General features: G+C 59.7%; 16 protein-coding genes and 1 pseudogene. 14 read left to right on the top strand and 3 right to left on the bottom strand.

All coding sequences use genetic code 11. The features are described 5' to 3' along the window. The first annotated feature begins 73 nt into the window (after positions 1-73). The 14 genes and pseudogenes from AB7M22_RS26430 (at position 74) to AB7M22_RS26495 (ending at position 17,747) form a co-directional block, all read left to right on the top strand. Positions 74-562: an Hcp family type VI secretion system effector gene (locus AB7M22_RS26430; RefSeq protein ID WP_007894494.1), complete on the top strand. Its 489-nt coding sequence runs from the start codon at positions 74-76 to the stop codon at positions 560-562. 82 nt (positions 563-644) lie between these two features. Further along, the gene (locus AB7M22_RS26435; RefSeq protein ID WP_123500799.1) at positions 645-1,082 is read left to right on the top strand and encodes a type VI secretion system amidase effector protein Tae4; all 438 of its coding nucleotides are present in this window, start codon (positions 645-647) and stop codon (positions 1,080-1,082) included. A gap of 436 nt (positions 1,083-1,518) precedes the next feature. Beyond that, on the top strand, positions 1,519-2,085 hold the full coding sequence (locus AB7M22_RS26440) for a hypothetical protein (protein WP_454188246.1): 567 nt from the start codon (positions 1,519-1,521) through the stop codon (positions 2,083-2,085). Then, positions 2,079-2,591 carry a type VI secretion system baseplate subunit TssE gene (tssE, locus tag AB7M22_RS26445; protein ID WP_008007710.1) on the top strand — a complete coding sequence of 171 codons (513 nt, stop codon included), beginning with the start codon at positions 2,079-2,081 and terminating at the stop codon, positions 2,589-2,591. The genes AB7M22_RS26440 and tssE overlap by 7 nt, the downstream gene beginning before the upstream one ends. Beyond that, positions 2,588-4,447: a type VI secretion system baseplate subunit TssF gene (gene tssF / locus AB7M22_RS26450; protein ID WP_008007711.1), complete on the top strand. Its 1,860-nt coding sequence runs from the start codon at positions 2,588-2,590 to the stop codon at positions 4,445-4,447. Before tssE ends, tssF begins: the two co-directional genes overlap by 4 nt. After that, positions 4,411-5,463 carry a type VI secretion system baseplate subunit TssG gene (gene tssG / locus AB7M22_RS26455; protein WP_454188247.1) on the top strand — a complete coding sequence of 351 codons (1,053 nt, stop codon included), beginning with the start codon at positions 4,411-4,413 and terminating at the stop codon, positions 5,461-5,463. Before tssF ends, tssG begins: the two co-directional genes overlap by 37 nt. After that, complete coding sequence (gene tssH, locus AB7M22_RS26460; RefSeq protein ID WP_454188248.1) at positions 5,456-8,134, top strand: type VI secretion system ATPase TssH; 2,679 nt, start codon at positions 5,456-5,458, stop codon at positions 8,132-8,134. The genes tssG and tssH overlap by 8 nt, the downstream gene beginning before the upstream one ends. Before the next feature lie 172 nt (positions 8,135-8,306). Next, the gene (locus tag AB7M22_RS26465; protein ID WP_454188249.1) at positions 8,307-10,244 is read left to right on the top strand and encodes a type VI secretion system Vgr family protein; all 1,938 of its coding nucleotides are present in this window, start codon (positions 8,307-8,309) and stop codon (positions 10,242-10,244) included. Positions 10,245-10,262: 18 nt separating this feature from the next. Then, entirely contained in the window at positions 10,263-10,697 is a 435-nt protein-coding gene (locus tag AB7M22_RS26470; protein WP_008007718.1) for a DcrB-related protein, read from the top strand. 12 nt (positions 10,698-10,709) lie between these two features. Further along, positions 10,710-15,092: an RHS repeat-associated core domain-containing protein gene (locus tag AB7M22_RS26475; protein WP_454188250.1), complete on the top strand. Its 4,383-nt coding sequence runs from the start codon at positions 10,710-10,712 to the stop codon at positions 15,090-15,092. 14 nt (positions 15,093-15,106) lie between these two features. Continuing rightward, positions 15,107-15,541, top strand: a complete 435-nt coding sequence (locus AB7M22_RS26480) for a hypothetical protein (RefSeq protein WP_454188251.1) — start codon at positions 15,107-15,109, stop codon at positions 15,539-15,541. A 22-nt stretch (positions 15,542-15,563) separates the two neighbouring features. Next, positions 15,564-15,908 (top strand): annotated as a pseudogene (locus AB7M22_RS26485) (RHS repeat-associated core domain-containing protein); the annotation flags it as partial. Positions 15,909-16,162: 254 nt separating this feature from the next. After that, positions 16,163-16,774, top strand: coding sequence for an imm11 family protein (locus AB7M22_RS26490; RefSeq protein ID WP_454188252.1), 612 nt, complete (start codon positions 16,163-16,165; stop codon positions 16,772-16,774). Between the two features lie 577 nt (positions 16,775-17,351). Next, entirely contained in the window at positions 17,352-17,747 is a 396-nt protein-coding gene (locus tag AB7M22_RS26495; RefSeq protein WP_111453148.1) for a DUF6124 family protein, read from the top strand. A gap of 88 nt (positions 17,748-17,835) precedes the next feature. Here AB7M22_RS26495 and AB7M22_RS26500 read toward each other — a convergent pair whose 3' ends face one another. From AB7M22_RS26500 to AB7M22_RS26510, 3 genes are all read right to left on the bottom strand, one after another. Further along, positions 17,836-18,111: an HU family DNA-binding protein gene (locus AB7M22_RS26500; protein ID WP_003213368.1), complete on the bottom strand. Its 276-nt coding sequence runs from the start codon at positions 18,109-18,111 to the stop codon at positions 17,836-17,838. Between the two features lie 192 nt (positions 18,112-18,303). Continuing rightward, on the bottom strand, positions 18,304-19,452 hold the full coding sequence (locus tag AB7M22_RS26505) for an NAD(P)/FAD-dependent oxidoreductase (RefSeq protein ID WP_454188253.1): 1,149 nt from the start codon (positions 19,450-19,452) through the stop codon (positions 18,304-18,306). Between the two features lie 19 nt (positions 19,453-19,471). Further along, on the bottom strand, positions 19,472-19,639 hold the full coding sequence (locus tag AB7M22_RS26510) for a rubredoxin (RefSeq protein ID WP_007896465.1): 168 nt from the start codon (positions 19,637-19,639) through the stop codon (positions 19,472-19,474). Between the last annotated feature and the right edge of the window lie 89 nt (positions 19,640-19,728).

Genomic DNA, 19,728 nt, shown 5'->3' on the forward strand with positions numbered 1-19,728 from the left:
AGATGCGTTACCACGCAGAGCGTGGGAACGATCAGCAAAACACAATGTGGTAGAGACCACACAGGGAGAAAACATGGCTGTTGATATTTTCATCAAGATCGGCGACATCAAGGGCGAGTCCATGGACAAGGCCCACAAGGACGAGATCGACGTCTTGAACTGGAGCTGGGGCATGTCTCAGTCCGGCAACATGCACGTGGGCAGCGGTGGTGGTGCAGGCAAGGTGAACATCCAGGACCTGTCGCTGACCAAGTACGTCGACAAAGCCTCACCGAACCTGATGATGCACTGCGCCAGCGGCAAGCACATCGACAAGGTCAAGCTGACCGTGCGCAAGGCCGGCGGCGAAAGCCAGGTCGAGTACATGATCATCAATCTGGAAGAAGTGCTGGTCACGTCCCTGAGCACCGGCGGCTCGGGTAGCGATGATCGCCTGACCGAAAACCTCACCCTGAACTTCGCCAAGGTGCTGGTGGATTACCAGCCGCAAAAAGCCGACGGCACCAAGGAAGGCGGGCCGGTCAAGTTCGGCTGGAACATCCGCCAGAACGTCAAGGTGTAATCGAAGATGCCCCCGGCGTTATACGCCGGGGGTGTTTTGGTGCTTGCTCGAATCCAATCCTTTCCTATCCGGTGTCTGAGTCATGGCCAAGCCTTCGTTTATTAATTTGTGGAGCAGCTATCCCACCGTCAAGGATCCATGCGACCAGCCCTGGGGCAACCAGTGCGCGATTCGTATGAGTGTCGCGTTGAATGGCGAGCTGACCATCAAGGTCAACAAATCGACCTATACCGATCCCAAATGCAAGCATGACCATGCCCGTGGCGCCGAGTCTCTGGCGAACTGGCTGTGGCGGCATCATTTGGGGCGTCCGACCATTTTGAGTGGTAGCGCAGCCGATCGTCTGAAACTCAGCCAGAAGACCGGAATCATCTTTTTCAAGGATTGCTTTAGCCGTGCAAACGAGCCTGAAAGCGAGCGCTCAGGTGACCACATCGATCTATGGAATCGTGGCCGAACCAAAGGCTTCTTTGATGGTGATTTCCTTTCCAGACAGGTCTGGTTCTGGGAGTTGACATGATAGGGCCAATGCTCCGAGTGACACTCCTGTGCAGCCTGCTGATCAGCTTGAATGCCTGCGCTGAAACCGACCCAGACCAACTCGACGCGCCCGCTCGCACTCAAGGAACGTTCGCCGGCCAACTACTCAAGCTAGTCGACCAGAACGGTCAATGCGCCGTCCTCAAACCGGATCAGACTCATTTGGTACTGGGTATGGAATGGCCGTGCTATTTCAACCTGAACCCAAAGGGTGAATTGCGGGTAGAAATGTTCAGAGACGTCCCGATTTTCCTGGTTGAACGGAGCGTCCCCGAACCATCGCCTAGTCGGGACTGCGATACAAAATCCCAAGCCGTACGCAAAATCAACGGCGTTCTGGAAGCCTCGTCGGTCAACCCTAGCGCCATGTGCGGGCTCGGCCAGCAAGACCAGAAAATGTTTACGGCACTATTCCGGTGGTAACCGAAATCGTCATCCGCGATCGCCTGCAACCGTCCCTGCTGGCCCGGTTGAACGCGCCGAAGACGGTTGGTGCTTGTTCCAATCCAATCCTTTCCTGCCTGGCGTCCGAGTCATGGCCAAGTCGTTGGTCGTCAATGAAAAAGCACCTGCTCACCATGTGCCTGGCGATGAATTTGATTAGCCTGAGCGCATGGGCCGAACATGCCGAGATGCCAACAACCCAGGCAGTTTTTGTGGAACAGAAACTCCGACTGATTGACGATCAGGGACAATGCACGCTGGTCAAACCCGACCAGAGTCGCATGAAACTGGACATGGAATGGCCTTGCAGTTTCAGCCTGGATAAACAGCAGCAACTGCGAGTTGAGACTTTCAACGACATCCCGATATTTGCCGTCTGGCGCAGCGAACACATGCCCGCGCCCAGCCGCGATTGTCTCAGCAAAATGCAGGCTATTCGTCAGATACCTGAAGGCCTGGAGGCGGGTGCAGTTAACACATTTGCGTCCTGCGGCTCGGGCGGGGACCAAAAAATGTATGTGGGGCCATTTACGTGGTAACCGAAATCGCCACCCGCGATCGTCTGCAACCGTCCCTGCTGGACCGGTTGACCGATGACGACCCGAGCAATCCCAAGGAAAGCGCCGACAAGCGCGTGCTCTCCCTGACCCAATTGAAAGCTTCGGTGCTGCGTGACCTGGCGTGGTTGCTCAACACCACTTCATTGCTCGGCGCCGATGCGACGCTGCATACCCCGGCTGGCACGTCGGTGGTCAACTTCGGGCTGCCGGCGCTGGCCGGCAACAGTGCGTCGAATGTCGATATCGCGGCGCTTGAGGCGCTGATCCACCAGGCCATCGCTACGTTCGAACCGCGGATCCTGCGTAACACCTTGCGCGTGCGGGCCCGGGCATCCGCCGAGATGAACCACAACGCCCTGAGTTTCGAGATCGAAGGCGATCTCTGGGCGCAACCAGTGCCGCTGCGCCTGATGCTGCAGACCGACCTGGACCTGGAATCCGGCCATGTGCGAGTGATCAACGCCGATCAGCGGAGACGCTCATGAACCCGCGCCTGCTGGAACTGTACAACCAGGAATTGCACCACGTGCGCGAAAGCGCGGCGGAGTTCGCCCAGGAATACCCGAAAATCGCCAGTCGGCTGACGTTGTCCGGCATGGACTGCGCCGACCCGTACGTCGAGCGCTTGCTGGAAGGTTTTGCTTATCTGACGGCGCGGGTACAGCTCAAGCTCGATGCCGAATACCCGACCTTTACTCATAACCTGCTGGAAATCGCGTACCCCCATTACCTGGCGCCGACACCGTCGATGACCGTGGTGCAATTGCAGGCCGACCCCGATGAAGGCTCCCTGAGCAGCGGCTTCCCGCTGCCCCGGGACACGGTCCTGCGCGCCGCCCTGGGCCGCGAAACCCAAACCTGCTGCGAGTACCGCACCGCCCACGCGGTGACGTTGTGGCCGTTGCAAGTCAGCCAGGCCGAGTACTTCGGCAACCCGTCCGCCATGCTCGGGCGCTTGGCCGCCAGCGAACCCAAGGCCAAGGCCGGCCTGCGCCTGACCCTGCGCACCGGCGCCGAACTACCGTTCAACAGTCTGGCCCTGGACAACCTGCCGCTGTACCTCAATGGAGCAGACGAGCAGCCCTTCCGCCTTTACGAACAGCTGCTGGGCAATGTCTGCGCCGTGTTCGCCCGTCAGCCCGGCGGTGATTGGGTGGAACGCCTGCCGCAGGACGCACTGCGCTCCCAGGGATTCGACGATACCGACGCCGCGCTGCCAGTGGTCTCGCGGGCCTTCCAAGGCTATCGCCTGTTGCAGGAATACTTCGCCCTGCCCCACCGCTTTCTGTTTGTCGACTTCACGCAATTGAGCCGGGCGGTCAAACGTTGCGACGGCCAGGAACTGGAATTGATCGTGCTGTTCGACCGTCACGATCCGAGCCTGGAAGGCAGCGTCGGAGCCGCGCAGTTCCTGCCATTCTGCACCCCGGCCATCAACCTGTTTCCCAAGCGCCTGGATCGCATTCACTTGTCGGAACGGGTCAATGAACACCATGTGATCGCCGACCGCACCCGGCCGATGGATTTCGAGATTCATTCCCTGACCACCCTCACCGGCCACGGCACCGGGTCGGAGCAGCCTTTTTTGCCGTTCTATGCGGTGCGCGATCCGTCTCGCTACGGCCGCGACCAGGCCTGGTACACGGTGCGGCGCGAACCTCGCGTGCTGTCCAGCGGCCAGCGGCGCAACGGCCCGCGCTCGACGTACATCGGCAGCGAAACCTTCGTCAGCCTGGTGGACAGCCAGCAGGCGCCTTATCGCCACGACCTGCGCCAACTGGGCGTAACAGCGTTGTGCACCAACCGCGACCTGCCGCTGTTCATGAGCGTGGGCAATAGCAAGACCGACTTCACCCTGGCCGACAGCGCACCTGTCGCGGCGGTGCGCTGCGTGGCAGGCCCGAGCCGTCCACGCGCCAGCCATGCCCACGACGCCAAGGCCTGGCGGTTGATCAGCCAGCTGTCGCTGAATTACTTGTCCCTCAGTGAACAAGGCCAGGGCGCCGCCGCCCTGCGCGAACTGCTGCGCCTGTACGGCGACAGTAACGATGCAGCCTTGCAATTGCAGATCGAAGGCCTACGCGAAGTCAGCAGCAAGGCCTGCACCCGACGCCTGCCGATGCCCGGCCCGATTGTGTTTGGCCGTGGCCTGGAGATCACCCTGGAATTCGATGAAAACGCGTTTCGCGGCACTGGAGTCTTCTTGCTCGGTGCAGTGTTCGAGCGCTTCCTGGCACGCTACGTGTCGATCAACAGTTTTACCGAGACGGTGATCCGTACCACCGAACGCGGCGAGATCATGCGATGGAAAGCCAAGCCAGGACGCCGTCCGACCCTGTGAGTACTCTGGACGCGATGCACCAGGAGCCCTGGGAATACGACTTCTTCCAGGCATTGCGGCGCATCGAGTGCGAATCGCCTGAGCTGCCGCGCCTGGGCCATTCGTTGCGCCTGGCCGATGATCCGCTGCGCCTTGGGCAACAGGCCGATTGCACCTTCGCCCCGGCGACCCTGGCGTCGGTACAGCCGGGCGTCGACGGTTCGCCGGCGCGTCTGGAGCAGTTCTTTTTCGGCCTCGGTGGCCCCAACGGTCCGTTGCCGCTGCACCTCACCGAATATGTGCGCGAACGCCAGCGCAACAACGCCGACAGCACCAGCAAACGCTTCCTGGACGTGTTCCATCACCGCCTGCTGAGCCTGTTTTACCGGGCCTGGGCCGAAGCACGGCCGACGGTCAGCCATGACCGCCCGGACGATGACTACTGGTCGGCACGCCTGGCAGCACTGAGCGGCCGGGGCATGCCGAGCCTGCTCAAACAAGGGCTGATCCCCGACACGGCGAAGTTGCACTACAGCGGTCATCTGTCGGCACAAACCCGCTACCCGGACGGTTTGAAGGCCATTCTCAACGAGTACTTCGGCCTGCCGGTGGAGATCGAAGAGTACGTCGGCCAATGGCTGGAACTGCCGGAACGCAGCCGCGTGGGCGCCAGCGCCCATCAATTGGGCGTGGATTTTTGCCTGGGCCGTTACGTCTGGGATCGCCAGCACAAATTCCGCATTCGCCTGGGGCCACTCAAGCTGGATGACTACATGAGCATGCTGCCCGGTAGCCAACCCTTCAATGAGCTGGTGGCCTGGGTGGCCGAATACCTGGGCCATGAACTGGACTGGGACCTGAACCTGGTTCTGAAACAGCCCGAAGTACCGGCGCTGCAACTCAATCGCCAGTTCCGCCTGGGTTTCAATACCTGGCTGGGCAAGCCCGAAAAAGATGCCAAGGACTTAATACTGGCCCGGCATTACGCCGAGCAGGCCAACACCTCGCAAACCTCAAGGAACCAAGAGCATGGGTGAAATCAGTCGCGCCGCGTTGTTCGGCAAACTCAACAGCGTGGCCTACAAAGCCATCGAAGCCGCCACCGTGTTCTGCAAGTTGCGCGGTAACCCTTATGTGGAACTGGCCCACTGGTTTCATCAATTGCTGCAATTGCAGGACTCGGACCTGCACCGCCTCATCCGCCAGTTCAATATCGAACCGGCGCGCCTGGCCCGGGACCTGACCGACGCACTGGACCGTTTACCACGCGGCTCGACTTCAATCACTGACTTGTCCTCCCATGTGGAAGAAGCCGTGGAACGTGGCTGGGTCTACGGCAGCCTGATGTTCGGCGAAAGCCAGGTGCGTACCGGTTACCTGGTGCTGGGCATCCTCAAGACGCCGAGCCTGCGCCATGGGCTACTGGGGCTGTCGGCAGAGTTTGACAAGATCAAGGCCGAGGCCCTGAGCGAGCGTTTTGACGAATACGTCGCTGACTCGCCGGAAAATGCGCTCAGCGCCAGCGATGGTTTCAACGCAGGCAGCGTGCCTGGTGAAGCCAGCGGCGCCATGGCCCCAAGTGCCATGGGCAAGCAGGAAGCGCTCAAGCGCTTTACCGTCGACCTCACCGAGCAGGCCCGCAGCGGCAAGCTTGACCCGATTGTCGGGCGTGACGAAGAGATCCGCCAACTGGTGGACATCCTCATGCGCCGTCGGCAGAACAACCCGATTCTGACCGGTGAAGCCGGCGTCGGCAAAACCGCCGTGGTCGAAGGTTTTGCCCTGCGCATCGTCGCCGGTGACGTGCCGCCGGCGCTCAAGGACGTGGAATTGCGCAGCCTCGACGTCGGCCTGTTGCAGGCCGGCGCGAGCATGAAAGGTGAATTCGAACAGCGCCTGCGCCAGGTCATCGAAGACGTCCAGGCCTCGCCAAAACCGATCATCCTGTTTATCGACGAAGCCCACACGCTGGTCGGTGCCGGTGGCGCCGCCGGCACCGGGGACGCGGCCAACCTGCTTAAACCGGCCTTGGCCCGGGGCACCCTGCGCACCGTGGCGGCCACGACCTGGGCCGAGTACAAGAAGCACATCGAAAAAGACCCGGCCCTGACCCGTCGCTTCCAGGTGGTGCAAGTCGCCGAGCCGTCCGAAGACAAGGCGCTGCTGATGATGCGCGGCGTGGCCTCGACCATGGAAAAACACCATAAGGTGCAGATTCTTGACGAAGCCTTGGAAGCCTCGGTCAAGCTGTCCCATCGCTACATCCCGGCGCGCCAGTTGCCGGACAAATCCGTGAGCCTGCTGGACACCGCTTGCGCCCGGGTCGCCATCAGCCTGCACGCCGTGCCGGCCGAGGTGGACGACAGCCGTCGTCGCATCGAGGCGCTGGAAACCGAACTGCAAATCATCGCCCGCGAGCACGCCATCGGCATCGTCATCGGCACCCGTCAGAGCAACAGCGAAAACCTGCTGGCCGCCGAGCGCGAACGCCTGGCCGAACTGGAAAGCCGCTGGGCCGAAGAGAAAACCCTGGTGGACGAACTGCTCGCCACCCGCGCCACCCTGCGCGAGAGCGTCGGTGTAGTGGACAGCGACGTTGGCAGTGACGACAGCCACGCCCTGCGCGAGAAACTGGTGGACCTGCAACAGCGCCTCAGTGCCCTGCAAGGCGAAACCCCGCTGATTCTGCCGACGGTCGATTACCAGGCCGTGGCCTCGGTGGTCGCCGACTGGACGGGTATTCCGGTGGGCCGCATGGCCCGTAACGAACTGGAAACCGTGCTCAACCTCGACCAGCACCTGAAGAAACGCATCATCGGCCAGGACCACGCCCTGCAGATGATCGCCAAACGTATCCAGACCTCCCGCGCCGGCCTCGACAACCCGAGCAAGCCGATTGGCGTGTTCATGCTCGCCGGCACCTCCGGCGTGGGCAAGACCGAAACCGCCCTGGCGCTGGCCGAAGCCATGTATGGCGGCGAGCAGAACGTCATCACCATCAACATGAGCGAATTCCAGGAAGCCCACACCGTGTCCACCCTCAAGGGTGCACCACCGGGCTACGTCGGCTATGGCGAAGGCGGCGTGCTGACCGAAGCCGTGCGGCGCAAACCCTACAGCGTGGTGCTGCTGGACGAGGTGGAAAAAGCCCACCCGGACGTGCACGAGATCTTCTTCCAGGTCTTCGACAAAGGCGTGATGGAGGACGGCGAAGGCCGGGTGATCGACTTCAAGAACACCTTGATCCTGCTGACCACCAACGCTGGCACCGAGCTGATTGCCCAGGTCTGCAAAGACCCGCAAAACGTGCCCGAGCCCGAAGAGATCGCCAAGGCCCTGCGTCAGCCGCTGCTGGAGATTTTCCCGCCGGCATTGCTGGGCCGCTTGGTGACCATTCCGTACTACCCGCTCAGCGACGAGATGCTCAAGGCCATTACCCGTCTGCAACTCAACCGCATCAAAAAGCGCGTGGAGAACACCCACAAAGTGGCTTTCGATTACGACGACGCGGTGATCGACCTGATCGTCTCCCGCTGCACCGAAACCGAAAGTGGTGGGCGGATGATCGACACCATCCTGACCAACAGTCTGTTGCCGGACATGAGCCGCGAGTTCCTCACCCGCATGCTCGAAGGCAAAGCGCTGGCAGGCGTGCAGATCAGCGCCCGGGATAACGAATTGCACTACGACTTCAGCGACGCGGCATAGCCCCAGGAGGAATGCGGTCAGTGTGGGAGCTGGCTTGCCTGCGATTGCGGTGTGACATTCAGCATTGATGTCGACTGATATACCGCTATCGCAGGCAAGCCAGCTCCCACATTTGATGCGGTTCCGGCAGGGAGAAAGCGGCGCGGTGATTACAACGTTTACGGGATAACTGATGCTATTCAAGCAACTCTCACGCCTGGCAAAAATCACCAGCCCCCTGGGGCCGGATGTGCTGTTGCTCAAGGACATGGGCGGCGGCGAAGAGCTGGGGCGGCTGTTCAACTATGAGCTGCAACTGCACTCGCTGGACAACGCCATCGACCTCAACCAGTTGCTGGGCAAACCCATGTGCCTGAGCCTGCAACTGGACGGCGGTGGCGAGCGCTATTTCCATGGCATCGTTGCCCGTTGCAGCCAGAACGTCGACCAGGGCCAGTTCGCCAGCTACCAGGCCACGCTGCGGCCTTGGCTGTGGCTGCTGACCCGCACCTCCGATTGCCGGATTTTCCAGAACCTGACCATCCCGCAGATCATCAAGCAGGTGTTTCGCGACCTGGGTTTTTCCGATTTCGAAGATGCCCTGAGTCGGCCCTATCGCGAGTGGGAATACTGCGTGCAGTATCGCGAAACCAGCTTTGATTTCGTCAGCCGCCTGATGGAGCAAGAAGGGATCTACTACTTCTTCCGCCATGAACAGGGCCGTCATGTGCTGGTGTTGGCCGATGCCTATGGCGCCCACACCAGCGTGCCCGGCTATGCTTCGGTGCCCTACTACCCCAAGAATGAACAGCAGCGCGAACGCGATCACATTCACGACTGGCGCCTGGCCCAGGAAGTCCAGCCAGGCTCGCTGGAACTCAACGACTATGACTTCCAGCGCCCCAGCGCGCGAATTGACGTGCGCTCGGCCATGCCTCGTCCGCACACCGCCGGCGACTATCCGTTGTACGACTATCCCGGCACTTATGTGCAAAGCGCAGACGGCGAACATTACGCCCGCACCCGCATCGAAGCCTTGCAGACCCTGCACGAACAGGTCGAGTTCGCCGGTAACGCCCGGGGCCTGGGGTCGGGTCATTTGTTCAGCCTCACGGGTTTCAGCCGCCAGGACCAGAACCGCGAATACCTGATCGCCGGCGCCCGTTACTACATCGCCCAGGAAAGCGGGGAAAGCGGCGGCGCTGGCGCTTCGGTGCAGTTCGAAAGCAGCCTGACCTGCATCGACGCGCAACAAAGCTACCGTCCCCTGCCCAACACCCACCGGCCTATCGTCAAAGGCCCACAGACCGCACTGGTGGTCGGCCCCAAGGGCGAGGAAATCTGGACCGACCAGTTCGGCCGAGTGAAGGTGCATTTCTATTGGGACCGTCACGACCAGTCCAACGAAAACAGTTCGTGCTGGATTCGCGTGTCGCAATCCTGGGCCGGTAAAAACTGGGGCTCGATGCAGATCCCGCGGATCGGCCAGGAAGTGATCGTCAGCTTCCTCGAAGGTGACCCGGACCGGCCGATCATCACCGGCCGCGTCTACAACGCCGAACAAACCGTGCCTTACGACTTGCCGGAAAACGCCACCCAAAGCGGCATGAAAAGCCGTTCGAGCAAGGGCGGCACACCGGCGAATTTCAACGAAATCCGCATGGAAGACAAGAAAGGCGCCGAGCAGCTGTACATCCATGCCGAGCGCAATCAGGACATCGTGGTCGAGGTGGATGAAAGCCACTCGGTAGGTCACGACCGCAACAAGAGCATTGGGCATAACGAGACGGTGACCATCGGCAACAACCGCCTGCGTATCGTCAAACAGGAAGACATTCTTTCGGTGGGCCAGCGCAAGACCGACAGCATCAGCCAGAGCTACGTCATTGAAGTGGGCGAGAACCTGCGGCTGGTTTGTGGTGAAAGCATCCTGGAGCTCAATGCCAGCGGCCAGATCAACCTGACCGGCGTGCAAATCAGCTTCTATGCCAGCGGTGATGCCGAGTTCAACACCGGCGGCGTGCTGCACCTGAACAATGGCGGCGGCGCTGGCGCCACGCCTGATGGCCAGGGCGTCAAGGCCAGCATCGACGCCAACATCAATGCCGCGTTTCCCAAGCCCAAGGGCTAATCACGAGATCTGTGTTCCATGACTTACCGAATCAATGAATTCCAGTTCCAACTGCCGGCAGGCGAACTGCAAGACGCGTCGATCAACATCCTCAAGTTCCCTGAACTGGGCACTTCGCTGATTGTCAGCCGCAGCTTGTTGGCCGAGGGCGAAACCCTGCAAAGCAACTTCGACGACCAGCTCAAGCGTCTGGAAAAACAAGTGCAAGACTTGCGTTTTCAACCGGGCGTCGCCGTGCGTCTGGGCGCCAGCCAGGAAGTCGAAGGCATCGAGTTGCGCAGCCAGTTCAACAAGGGCAACGACAAAGTCTTCCAATACCAGTTGGCACTGGTGTTGCCCGGCACCCGCAAAATGCTCGCCCTGAGCTACGTAAAGGCCGAAAAACTCGGCGATGCCGAAGCCGCGCATTGGGCGACCATCAAGAGTTCGCTGCTGTTCGACGTTCCGGCCTGATGAGCATCCTGCATGTCTGATGCACTCTGGGCCGCCCGACTGGGCGACGCGCTCGATCACACCTCGATGATGGCCGACATCCTCGGCGGCGTGCTCGAGGTGGCAGCCAACATCGCGATTACCGCGCTGGCCACTGCCGCCGTGGTGGCGGCCACCGGCATCACGGTCGTCACCGGGGGGTTGGGTTGCTTCGTGCTCGGCCTGGTGGTGGGCACGATCGTCGGCCTTGCCATGAGCAAGACCGGGGCCGACAAGGGCCTGAGCAATTTGTGCGAGAGCTTCAGCAACGCGCTGTTTCCGCCCACGGTGCAGGCAAATATTCTCACCGGCTCGACCAACACCCTTACCAACAACATTCCCGCCGCCCGCGCTGCCGGAGCGATCCCGTCCCATGTCGCGCCGGCCGGCACCGAGCTGGCAATACCCGAGCCCGAAGCCGAAGCCAGTTACCTGGACATGGCCGAGAGCTTCTTCTCCCAGATGTGGCGCCCCACCGTTGCCACCCCGGCGCCAGGCGCCGTGCCCAAGCCGCTGGACCTGCTCGTCTGCATGAAGCATCCGCCAATGCCGCCGCAGTTTATGGCCGAGGGCTCGGACAAGGTCACCATCAACGGCCAGCCCGCCGTGCGCAGCGGCGATCGCAGCACCTGCGATGCCAAGGTCGTGTCGTCCGGGCTGATCTCCTCCAACGTGACCATTGGCGGCGGTTCGGTTGTAGTACGCGAGATCCGCAGCGGCAAGACCCCGGGCGTGGGGCTGGCGGTCACCGCGTTGCTGATGCTCAAGGGCGGCAAGGGGAAGTTCTTCAGCAAATTGCCGTGCATGCTGATCGGTGGCGCGACGTCGATGGCCGTCAGCAGCGCGATGGGCGCCATGGCCAACGCCGCCATGGGCTCGTCGAACCCGGTGCACGCGGCGACCGGGGCCAAGGTGCTGGGCGGCGATGAAGAGCTGGATTTCGTGTTGCCGGGGGTGCTGCCGATAGATTGGCAGCGCTTCTACAACAGCCGTGACGAGCGGCGCGATGGGTTGTTTGGCGCGGGTTGGAGTGTGTCCTATGAGGTGCGGGTTGAACTCCTGCCTCACCCCGAGGGTGGCGAAACGCTGGTCTATACCGACGAACAGGGCCGGCGCATCGACATGGGCTCGATCCCTCTGGGCGGCGCGGTGTTCAGTGCGGGGGAAGGGCTTAGTGTTCGACGGCATCTTAATGGGCAGTTGTTGATTGAAAGCGATGACGGTGTGTACCGCTTGTTCAATCCAACGCCGGGGAATGCAGCGCTGCTGCGCCTTAGCCAGCTGGGTGATCGTAATGACAACCGGGTTCACCTCGACTATGACGCCGCCGGACGCCTTGTAAAACTGCGCGACACCTTTGACTTGGTTCAGGTGGAATTGACCTACCTTCAGGCACGGGTCAGTCAGGTGGAACGGGTCTACCCGGACCAGCGCCGTGAAGTGTTGGTAAGTTATGGCTACGATCCGTCAGGCTACCTGACAGAAGTGCGCGATACCGCAGGCCAGATACAGCGCCGTTTCGTTTACGACAGTGAGCGGCGGATGACTGAGCATCAATTGCCCACGGGGTTGCGTTGCTTCTATGAATGGGCTTGCATCGAGGAAAAGGAATGGCGCGTGGTCCGGCACTGGACCGACGAGGGCGATGCCTACCAGTTCGACTATGACCTCGCCGCCGGTGTCACGCGCATCACCGATAGCTTGCAGCGCATCAGTACACGGCGCTGGAACACCCAGCACCAGATCACCGAATACACCGACAACCTCGGCCAGACCTGGCAGTTCGAATGGAACGACGAGCGCCAATTGCTCAGCGCCACCGACCCACAGGGCGGTCGCTATGAATACAGCTACGACGAGGCCGGCAACCTGATCGGCGAAACCGACCCGTTGGGCCGCAGCGAATCGACCTTATGGCTTGAACTCTGGGCCTTGCCGCTGGTGGAAACCGACGCTGCTGGCAACAGTTGGCGGTACCGCTACGATCAGCGCGGCAACTGCATCGCCGAAACCGATCCGCTGGGCCACATCACCCGCTACCGCTACGACACCCACGGCCAGGTCGTCGAGATCATCGACGCCACTGGCAAAAGCAAGAAACTGCGCTGGAACCCGTTCGGCCAACTGGTCGAGCACATCGATTGCTCGGGTTATCCGACGCGATTCAGCTACGACCACCGGGGCTATCTGCAAGTCATCACCGATGCCCTCGGCGAACGCACCCAATTCAGCTATGACGCCCAAGGGCGGTTGCTCAGCAGCCAATTGCCGGACGGGCGCACCGAGCAGTATCAGCGCGACGTCAGCGGCCAGTTGACCGGTTATACCGATCCGGCCGGGCACACCACGCTCTATCAACACAACCGCCGCGGCCAGGTCCGTCAGCGCACCGACGCCCATGGCCGGCAGGTGCAATTCGGGTATGACAGCTATGGGCGGCTGCAAGCGCTGACCAACGAGAACGGCGAGAGTTATCGGTTTTCCTGGGATGCGGGGGACCGGTTGACCGAGCAACAGGATCTGGATGGCAGCGCCAAGCGCTACACCTATGACCTGCTGGATAACGTCGCGGCGGTGACGGCTGTTCCGGCGCCTTACGGCAACGGCTTGGCCATTGTCCCCGAGACGCCCCCGGCCCCCATCGTTCATCGACTGGAGCGCGACGCCGTCGGCCGGCTGATCGCCAAAGTCACCGACGATGGCCGCACCGACTACACCTACGACCCACTGGACCAGCTCACCGCCGTCACCTTCACCGACCACCAGGGCAACGCACAAACCCTGAGCTTCGCCTACGACGCCCTCGGCCAGTTGCTCGAAGAACAGAGCGCGGCCGGCAACCTGCACTACCACTACGACGAACTCGGCAACCTGATCCAGACCCAACTGCCCGACGGCCGCTGGATCAATCGCCTGTATTACGGCAGCGGCCACCTGCACCAGATCAACCTCGACGGCCAGGTCATCAGCGACTTCGAACGCGACCGCCTGCACCGCGAAGTGCTGCGCACCCAAGGCCAGATCAGCACCCGCAGCGAATACGACCGCAGCGGGCGCTTACGCTCACGCCAACGCCGACACACCAGCCAACCCTCGCTGATGCCGGCCGCCGTGCAGAAACATTTCGAGTACGACCCCGCCGACAACCTGATCGGCAAACTCGACCAGCAACCCGCCGCGCAACACCGCCAACTGCTGCACTACGACGCCACCGGCCGCATCATCGCCAGCCAGGACAGCCTGCACGGCCAGCGCGAAACCTTCGCCTACGACGCCGCCGCCAACCTGCTGGACGGCCCACAACCCGGCGCCGGGCTGGTGGTGCACAACAAACTGCTGACCTTCCAGGACAAGCGTTACCGCTACGACGCATTCGGCCGGATGATCGAAAAACGCAGCGCTAAACGGGGCCTGCAGCGCTTTGCCTACGACGCCGAAAGCAGGTTGATTGAAGTGCGTAATGACAACGGCAGCATGGTCAGGATGACCTACGACCCGCTGGGCCGACGCATCGAAAAAACCGAGCACGACACCAACGGCTACCCGCTCGGCGAAACCCGCTTCACCTGGGATGGCCTGCGCCTGTTGCAGGAACATCGCCATCAGCAGACCAGCCTCTACCTCTACGAAGACGAAGGCTACGAACCCCTGGCCCGCGTCGACGGCACCGGCCCGCTGCAAAAAATCCGCTACTACCACAACGACCTCAACGGCCTGCCGGAACAGCTCACCGAAGCGGACGGCCACAACGTCTGGCAGGCGACTTATCGGGTGTGGGGCAACACGTTAGAAGAGGTGCGTGAGCCGTATTACATTGAAGAGCAGAACCTGAGATTTCAGGGGCAGTACCTGGACCGGGAAACGGGGCTGCATTTCAATACGTTCAGGTTTTATGATCCGGATGTGGGGCGGTTTACGACGCCGGATCCGATAGGTCTAAACGGCAGTTTAAATTTTTACGCATACAGCCCCAATCCCTTCGAATGGATCGATCCACTGGGACTGTCTTGCCGCCTAAACTCTGTAGGCAGAACGCCTGGGAAGAGCAGCCGTACGGGGAAAGCCGTGATAGCGCGGATGAGAGCCGAAGGTAAAATAATTGGTTCCGGAAAAAACATGAGATTCCAGAGCACCGACAAGAAATGGTATTCGATTAAAGACGCTGACATGGCGCATAAAACAGATGCCGTTAAATATTGGAACTCCAAAGGCGGTTTCCATGGAGCCAAAACCAAAGAAGTGAGGGGGTGGATGCGCGACCCAGATAACTATGAGCTGGAATACTATTCCCACAACCGGTCCAAAGGCGCACTACTCACGGACCGATACAGGGATTCCGGCGATTTTATCGGCCCAGCTGAAAAACCCATATATTAGGAAAGGATTGTTATATGAAAGATTTAGCAGATAAAAACCCCACGTTGGCGGATGAAATAATGGGCATCATGGCCTCAGGCAATGAGCTCGATGAGCAAAACAAAAAAAATGAAGCCCAGGCCTTGTACCAAAAAGCATGGGACTTACTTCCTGAGCCAAAACTTGAATGGACACCTTTGTCGTCATGGGTCACAGGTTCTTTTTTCAACCTGCACTTCGACAACGGTGACTTCGAAGCCGCTAAAGATTGGGCGCAAAAGACCCTGGATGGCCGAGAGTCAGATATCGATACAGGTCCGTTGATCAACTTGGGAATGGTCTACTTTGAACTGAAAGATTATTCACAGGCTTATAAATACTTTGACGATGCTTATAGCTTCGGTAAGGCACGAGCCTTTCAAGAAAGACCAAAAAAATATCTGAAGTTCTATTTAGAAAAAAAAGCCTGACCATGGCCGAGGGCTCTAGGGCCGACACCTGAGGTTTCAGGGGCAGTACCTGGACCGGGAGACGGGGCTGCATTTCAATACGTTCAGGTTTTATGATCCGGATGTGGGGCGGTTTACTACGCCGGATCCGATTGGGTTGGCGGGAGGGATCAATCTCTACTTGTATGCGGCCAACCCACTCGGCTGGGTAGACCCGCTGGGATGGAGTTGCTCGTCATCCATTAACAAACGAATCAACAAGCTGAAGAAGCAGGGCTATCAGGACCATCACATACTGAGCGACAAACACGACAGTACGAAAAATCACCCGCTGCTCAAATTGGCAGGGTTCGACCTGCAAAGCCGGCAGAACAAAATATTCCTGCCCAATAAAACCAAAGCTTTGACTGATGGGCGTTGATCGATCCACCAAGGACGCCATGCGGGTAGAGTCAATCGAAACCTTGGAAGCAAAATGGACCAAGTGGAAATAATCGGCAAACGAGACAACTGGAATCAGGCCCAATACCGCAAAGCGTTGGATAAAATAGTGTCCAACGAGCGCAAATTACTCCGCTCAGGCGAAAGGCAATTGAATAAAAATGCACGCCCTGGCGCTCATTACAATTAGGAGATCCAGAAATGATCTTAAGCTGGAAAGCCCCTATCTATTACAACGATAAATTGATCGGTTCATACGATGCGGAGCGCGGCTCCTATGAAACGGCAGGATCGAACTTTGACTATCTGTCACTCCTGAAAGGTGAGCCTTACCCTGCCGACATGGACAAACCCAAAATATTTTTTCCATGCAAAAAGAAAAAATTTCTGACTTACGACTGCTTATGGTTATTAGCCGACATCCCTTTGGTGAGCCAGCGGTTAGCGGACTTCCTCGTACAGAACGCCGGTCACTCTATTGAGCTCTTGCGACCCACGAGTATTGCTGCGGACGGGGAGCAAGTGAGCGAAGTCTATTACATTGTCAATGCTGCCCAGGCGATAAGTGCGGTTGATCACAGCAAGTCGGTAGCAGAGCTCTCTGACAATGGCTCAATACTCTACTTCAATGAAATTTGGCTTCATGATAACGCCGCGGAAATGGGCGCAATTGCACGCGAGCGTGACTCGGGAGATCTTTTGATTTCCCAAGAGTTGGCTGATGCCATGATCGAACAGAAATTCAAAAGCGACAAAGGGCTAGGCTTCTACACCGCTGAGCGCTCATTCACCCCCTATAAAAACCAAGCGTGATCTACTAGTGGAAGGCATTCGTTAAAAGCGTCAATCAACGCCTACAAAAAATGGGCACCCGACCCAGTCGGCGTGCCCATTTTTCCAGCTCGCACTCATCATGTTCCCTCGCCATCCGGTCAGTCGCCAAATCAACAAGGAAGTACTAATGCTTTCTACCTGGCGATTACGTAGGCAACCCCAATCCCGATCGAAAATGGTTTTCCAGTCGGTCCCACGCCAATGCCCGACAGTGTTTGTTTAAAAGCCTTGTAGGTAACGCCATGAAAGCTACAACACCTTGCGTCATTGCCTACGGCTACGCCAGAATCCGCCGGCTTGTGCGCCTTGGGGGCGGTCGGTAACTTGGTTCCTGTCACTGCCCATCAGTGATCGGGTTTAGTCGCTCGCTGGTAATTGAAGTGCACAAGCTTCTGTCAGACAGGTATTCCTACCTGCATTTGATGGTGGCTGTGCGTAGGGCACCTTCGGGTGCGCCGGCTTCTTCAATTCCCCGGTCCGACTAACCTGCGTACAGCCGCCACCCCTTCGTTTAGTCGGCGAAGTGTTGTCAGCATCACTCAAGGAATTGAAGATCATGTTTAAAGTTACACCTAACCCACCGGACACCGATCCGGTCTCCCCATACGAAAGCCCCGATTCAAAAAAACTCAACGACGCCGCCGAACGCGCCCTCGACCATCACTTCCCGCCAGCCGAACCAAAACCACCGAAACGCAAAGGCCAACTCTTCAGCGTCTGCCCGGGCATCAACACTGAAGCCCTCCTCGCCAATGCCTCGGAAGATATCTTGTCCATCAGCGCCATCGCCGCCGACCTCGCCGACGACGTGGACGGTTCACGCCGCTCCGTAGCCCTGTCGCTCAGCCGCCTGGCCGACGGGGTGCATTTGTTGGTAGAGCGCGCGCTGGATCACCTCAATGAGCCGGAAATAGCAGCGATTCTCGCCAGGAAACAAAGCCGAGTCGGCTGATCCGCCAGACAGAAAAAATGGGCACCCAACCTCGTTGGCGTGCCCATTTCTTATCCCGCTCACCCGCTGTGCGGGAAGTCGGTGCGTGTTACGGATTAACGCTGTCTTTCAAAGACTTGCCTGGCTTGAACGCAACAGTGTTGCTGGCTTTGATTTTGACTGGCTCACCGGTCTGCGGGTTCTTGCCCGTACGGGCACCGCGATGGCGTTGCAGGAAGGTGCCGAAGCCCACCAGCGTGACGCTGTCTTTGCGGTGCAGAGCGCCGGTGATTTCTTCGAGAACGGCGTTGAGGACGCGGTTGGCCTGTTCTTTGGTGAGGTCTGCTTTTTCCGCAATTGCAGCGGCGAGTTCTGGTTTACGCATTAGTGAAGCCCCTTTGACGGTTTTTTGTTGTTATGTCCGTGCTGTTCTCGTTGGAACAGCGCCTAAGGCGCCGCAGGTGCTCTACTCTGCGGCAGACGGGAGTGAGAATGGCACGCGCTTTAGAGCGGCGCCAGTCTCCCCGCGACCTTTGTGGGGGCAAAAGCGGGGTGATTCCGACAGAACGACCGCTATTTACGCCAGCAAGGCCGGAAGCTCTTTGTTCAGGGCGAGTTTTTCCATCACCGCCGCGCCTGTCAGGGCATAGCCCAGCAATTGGCCGGCGCTGTCGCGGCACAGCACCTTGATGTCCGCGCCCTGCCCTTCGACCGTCCAGACGCCTTCCGCGCCCCGTGGTGGCGGCGAAACCACCAATGGGCAGACCGGTGTTTTCACGGTGATCGGCATCGGGCCATAACTCACCGCTGTAGGGTTTCCGGCGAGGGTCTGGGCCAGCGCTCTCGCACAACTCATGAGGGGCATGACGTACAACAGATTCAGCCCATCGACCTCGGCGCAGTCGCCCAGGGCGTAAATGTTGGCATGGGAGGTTTTCAGGTGACGGTCGACCACCACGCCGCGATTGACCTGCACCCCGGCAGCGGCCGCCAGGTCGATGCGCGGACGCAGGCCGATGGCCGAGACCACCACATCGCAAAGGATGACCTGGCCGTCGGACAGGTGCGCTTCCAGGCCGTCTGCCACTCGCTGCAAGCGATTGAGCACCGGCCCGAGGTGGAAGCGCGCGCCCAGGCTTTCCAGGCCGGCCTGGACCGCAGCGGCCGCCGCCGGGTGCAGCAAGGTCGGCATGACCTGTTCGCACGGTGCAACCAGTTGCACCTCGTAACCACCGAGAATCAGGTCGTTGGCGAATTCGCAGCCGATCAAACCGGCGCCTAGCAGCAACACCCGACGTTTGCCGGCCGCGGCCGCGCGAAAGCGTGCGTAGTCTTCAAGATCGTTGATCGGGAAAACGGCGTCAGCGGCATCGCCTTCGATCGGCACCCGCACGGTTTCCGCGCCCCAGGCCAGGATCAAGTCGCGGTAGATCACCGCCTCTTCACCAATCCACAGGCGCTTATGGCCTGGGTCGATACCGCTGATGCGCGTGTGGGTGCGCACTTCGGCCTTCAATTGCTCGGCCATGGCGCCCGGTTCGGCCATGCTCAGGCCATCGGCGTCTTTATTTTTGCCGAAGCCGGTGGAGAGCATCGGCTTGGAGTAGGAGCGTCCGTCATCTGCGGTAATCAGCAGCAGCGGGGTTTCGCCATCGAGTTTGCGAAACTCCCGGGCCAGGTTGTAGCCAGCCAGCCCAGTGCCGACGATCACGACAGGTGCGTTCATTCCTTGCTCCTTGCTTGTCTTAGTTGATTTCAATCATTTCGAAATCCATCTTGCCCACGCCACAATCCGGGCACAGCCAGTCTTCCGGCACGTCCTGCCACGGTGTGCCCGCCGCAATACCGTCGTCCGGCCAGCCCTCGGCTTCGTTATAGATCAGGCCGCAGACCACACATTGCCACTTTTTCATTCAGGTATTTCCTCGGGATTCAGGCTTTTGCCGGCGCGAACGGTCGATAGGTGGAGCGCTGCCGTCCGGCTCAGGGCGTTTTGTACTGA

The organism is Pseudomonas sp. ADAK2 TE3594 (assembly GCF_053628675.1).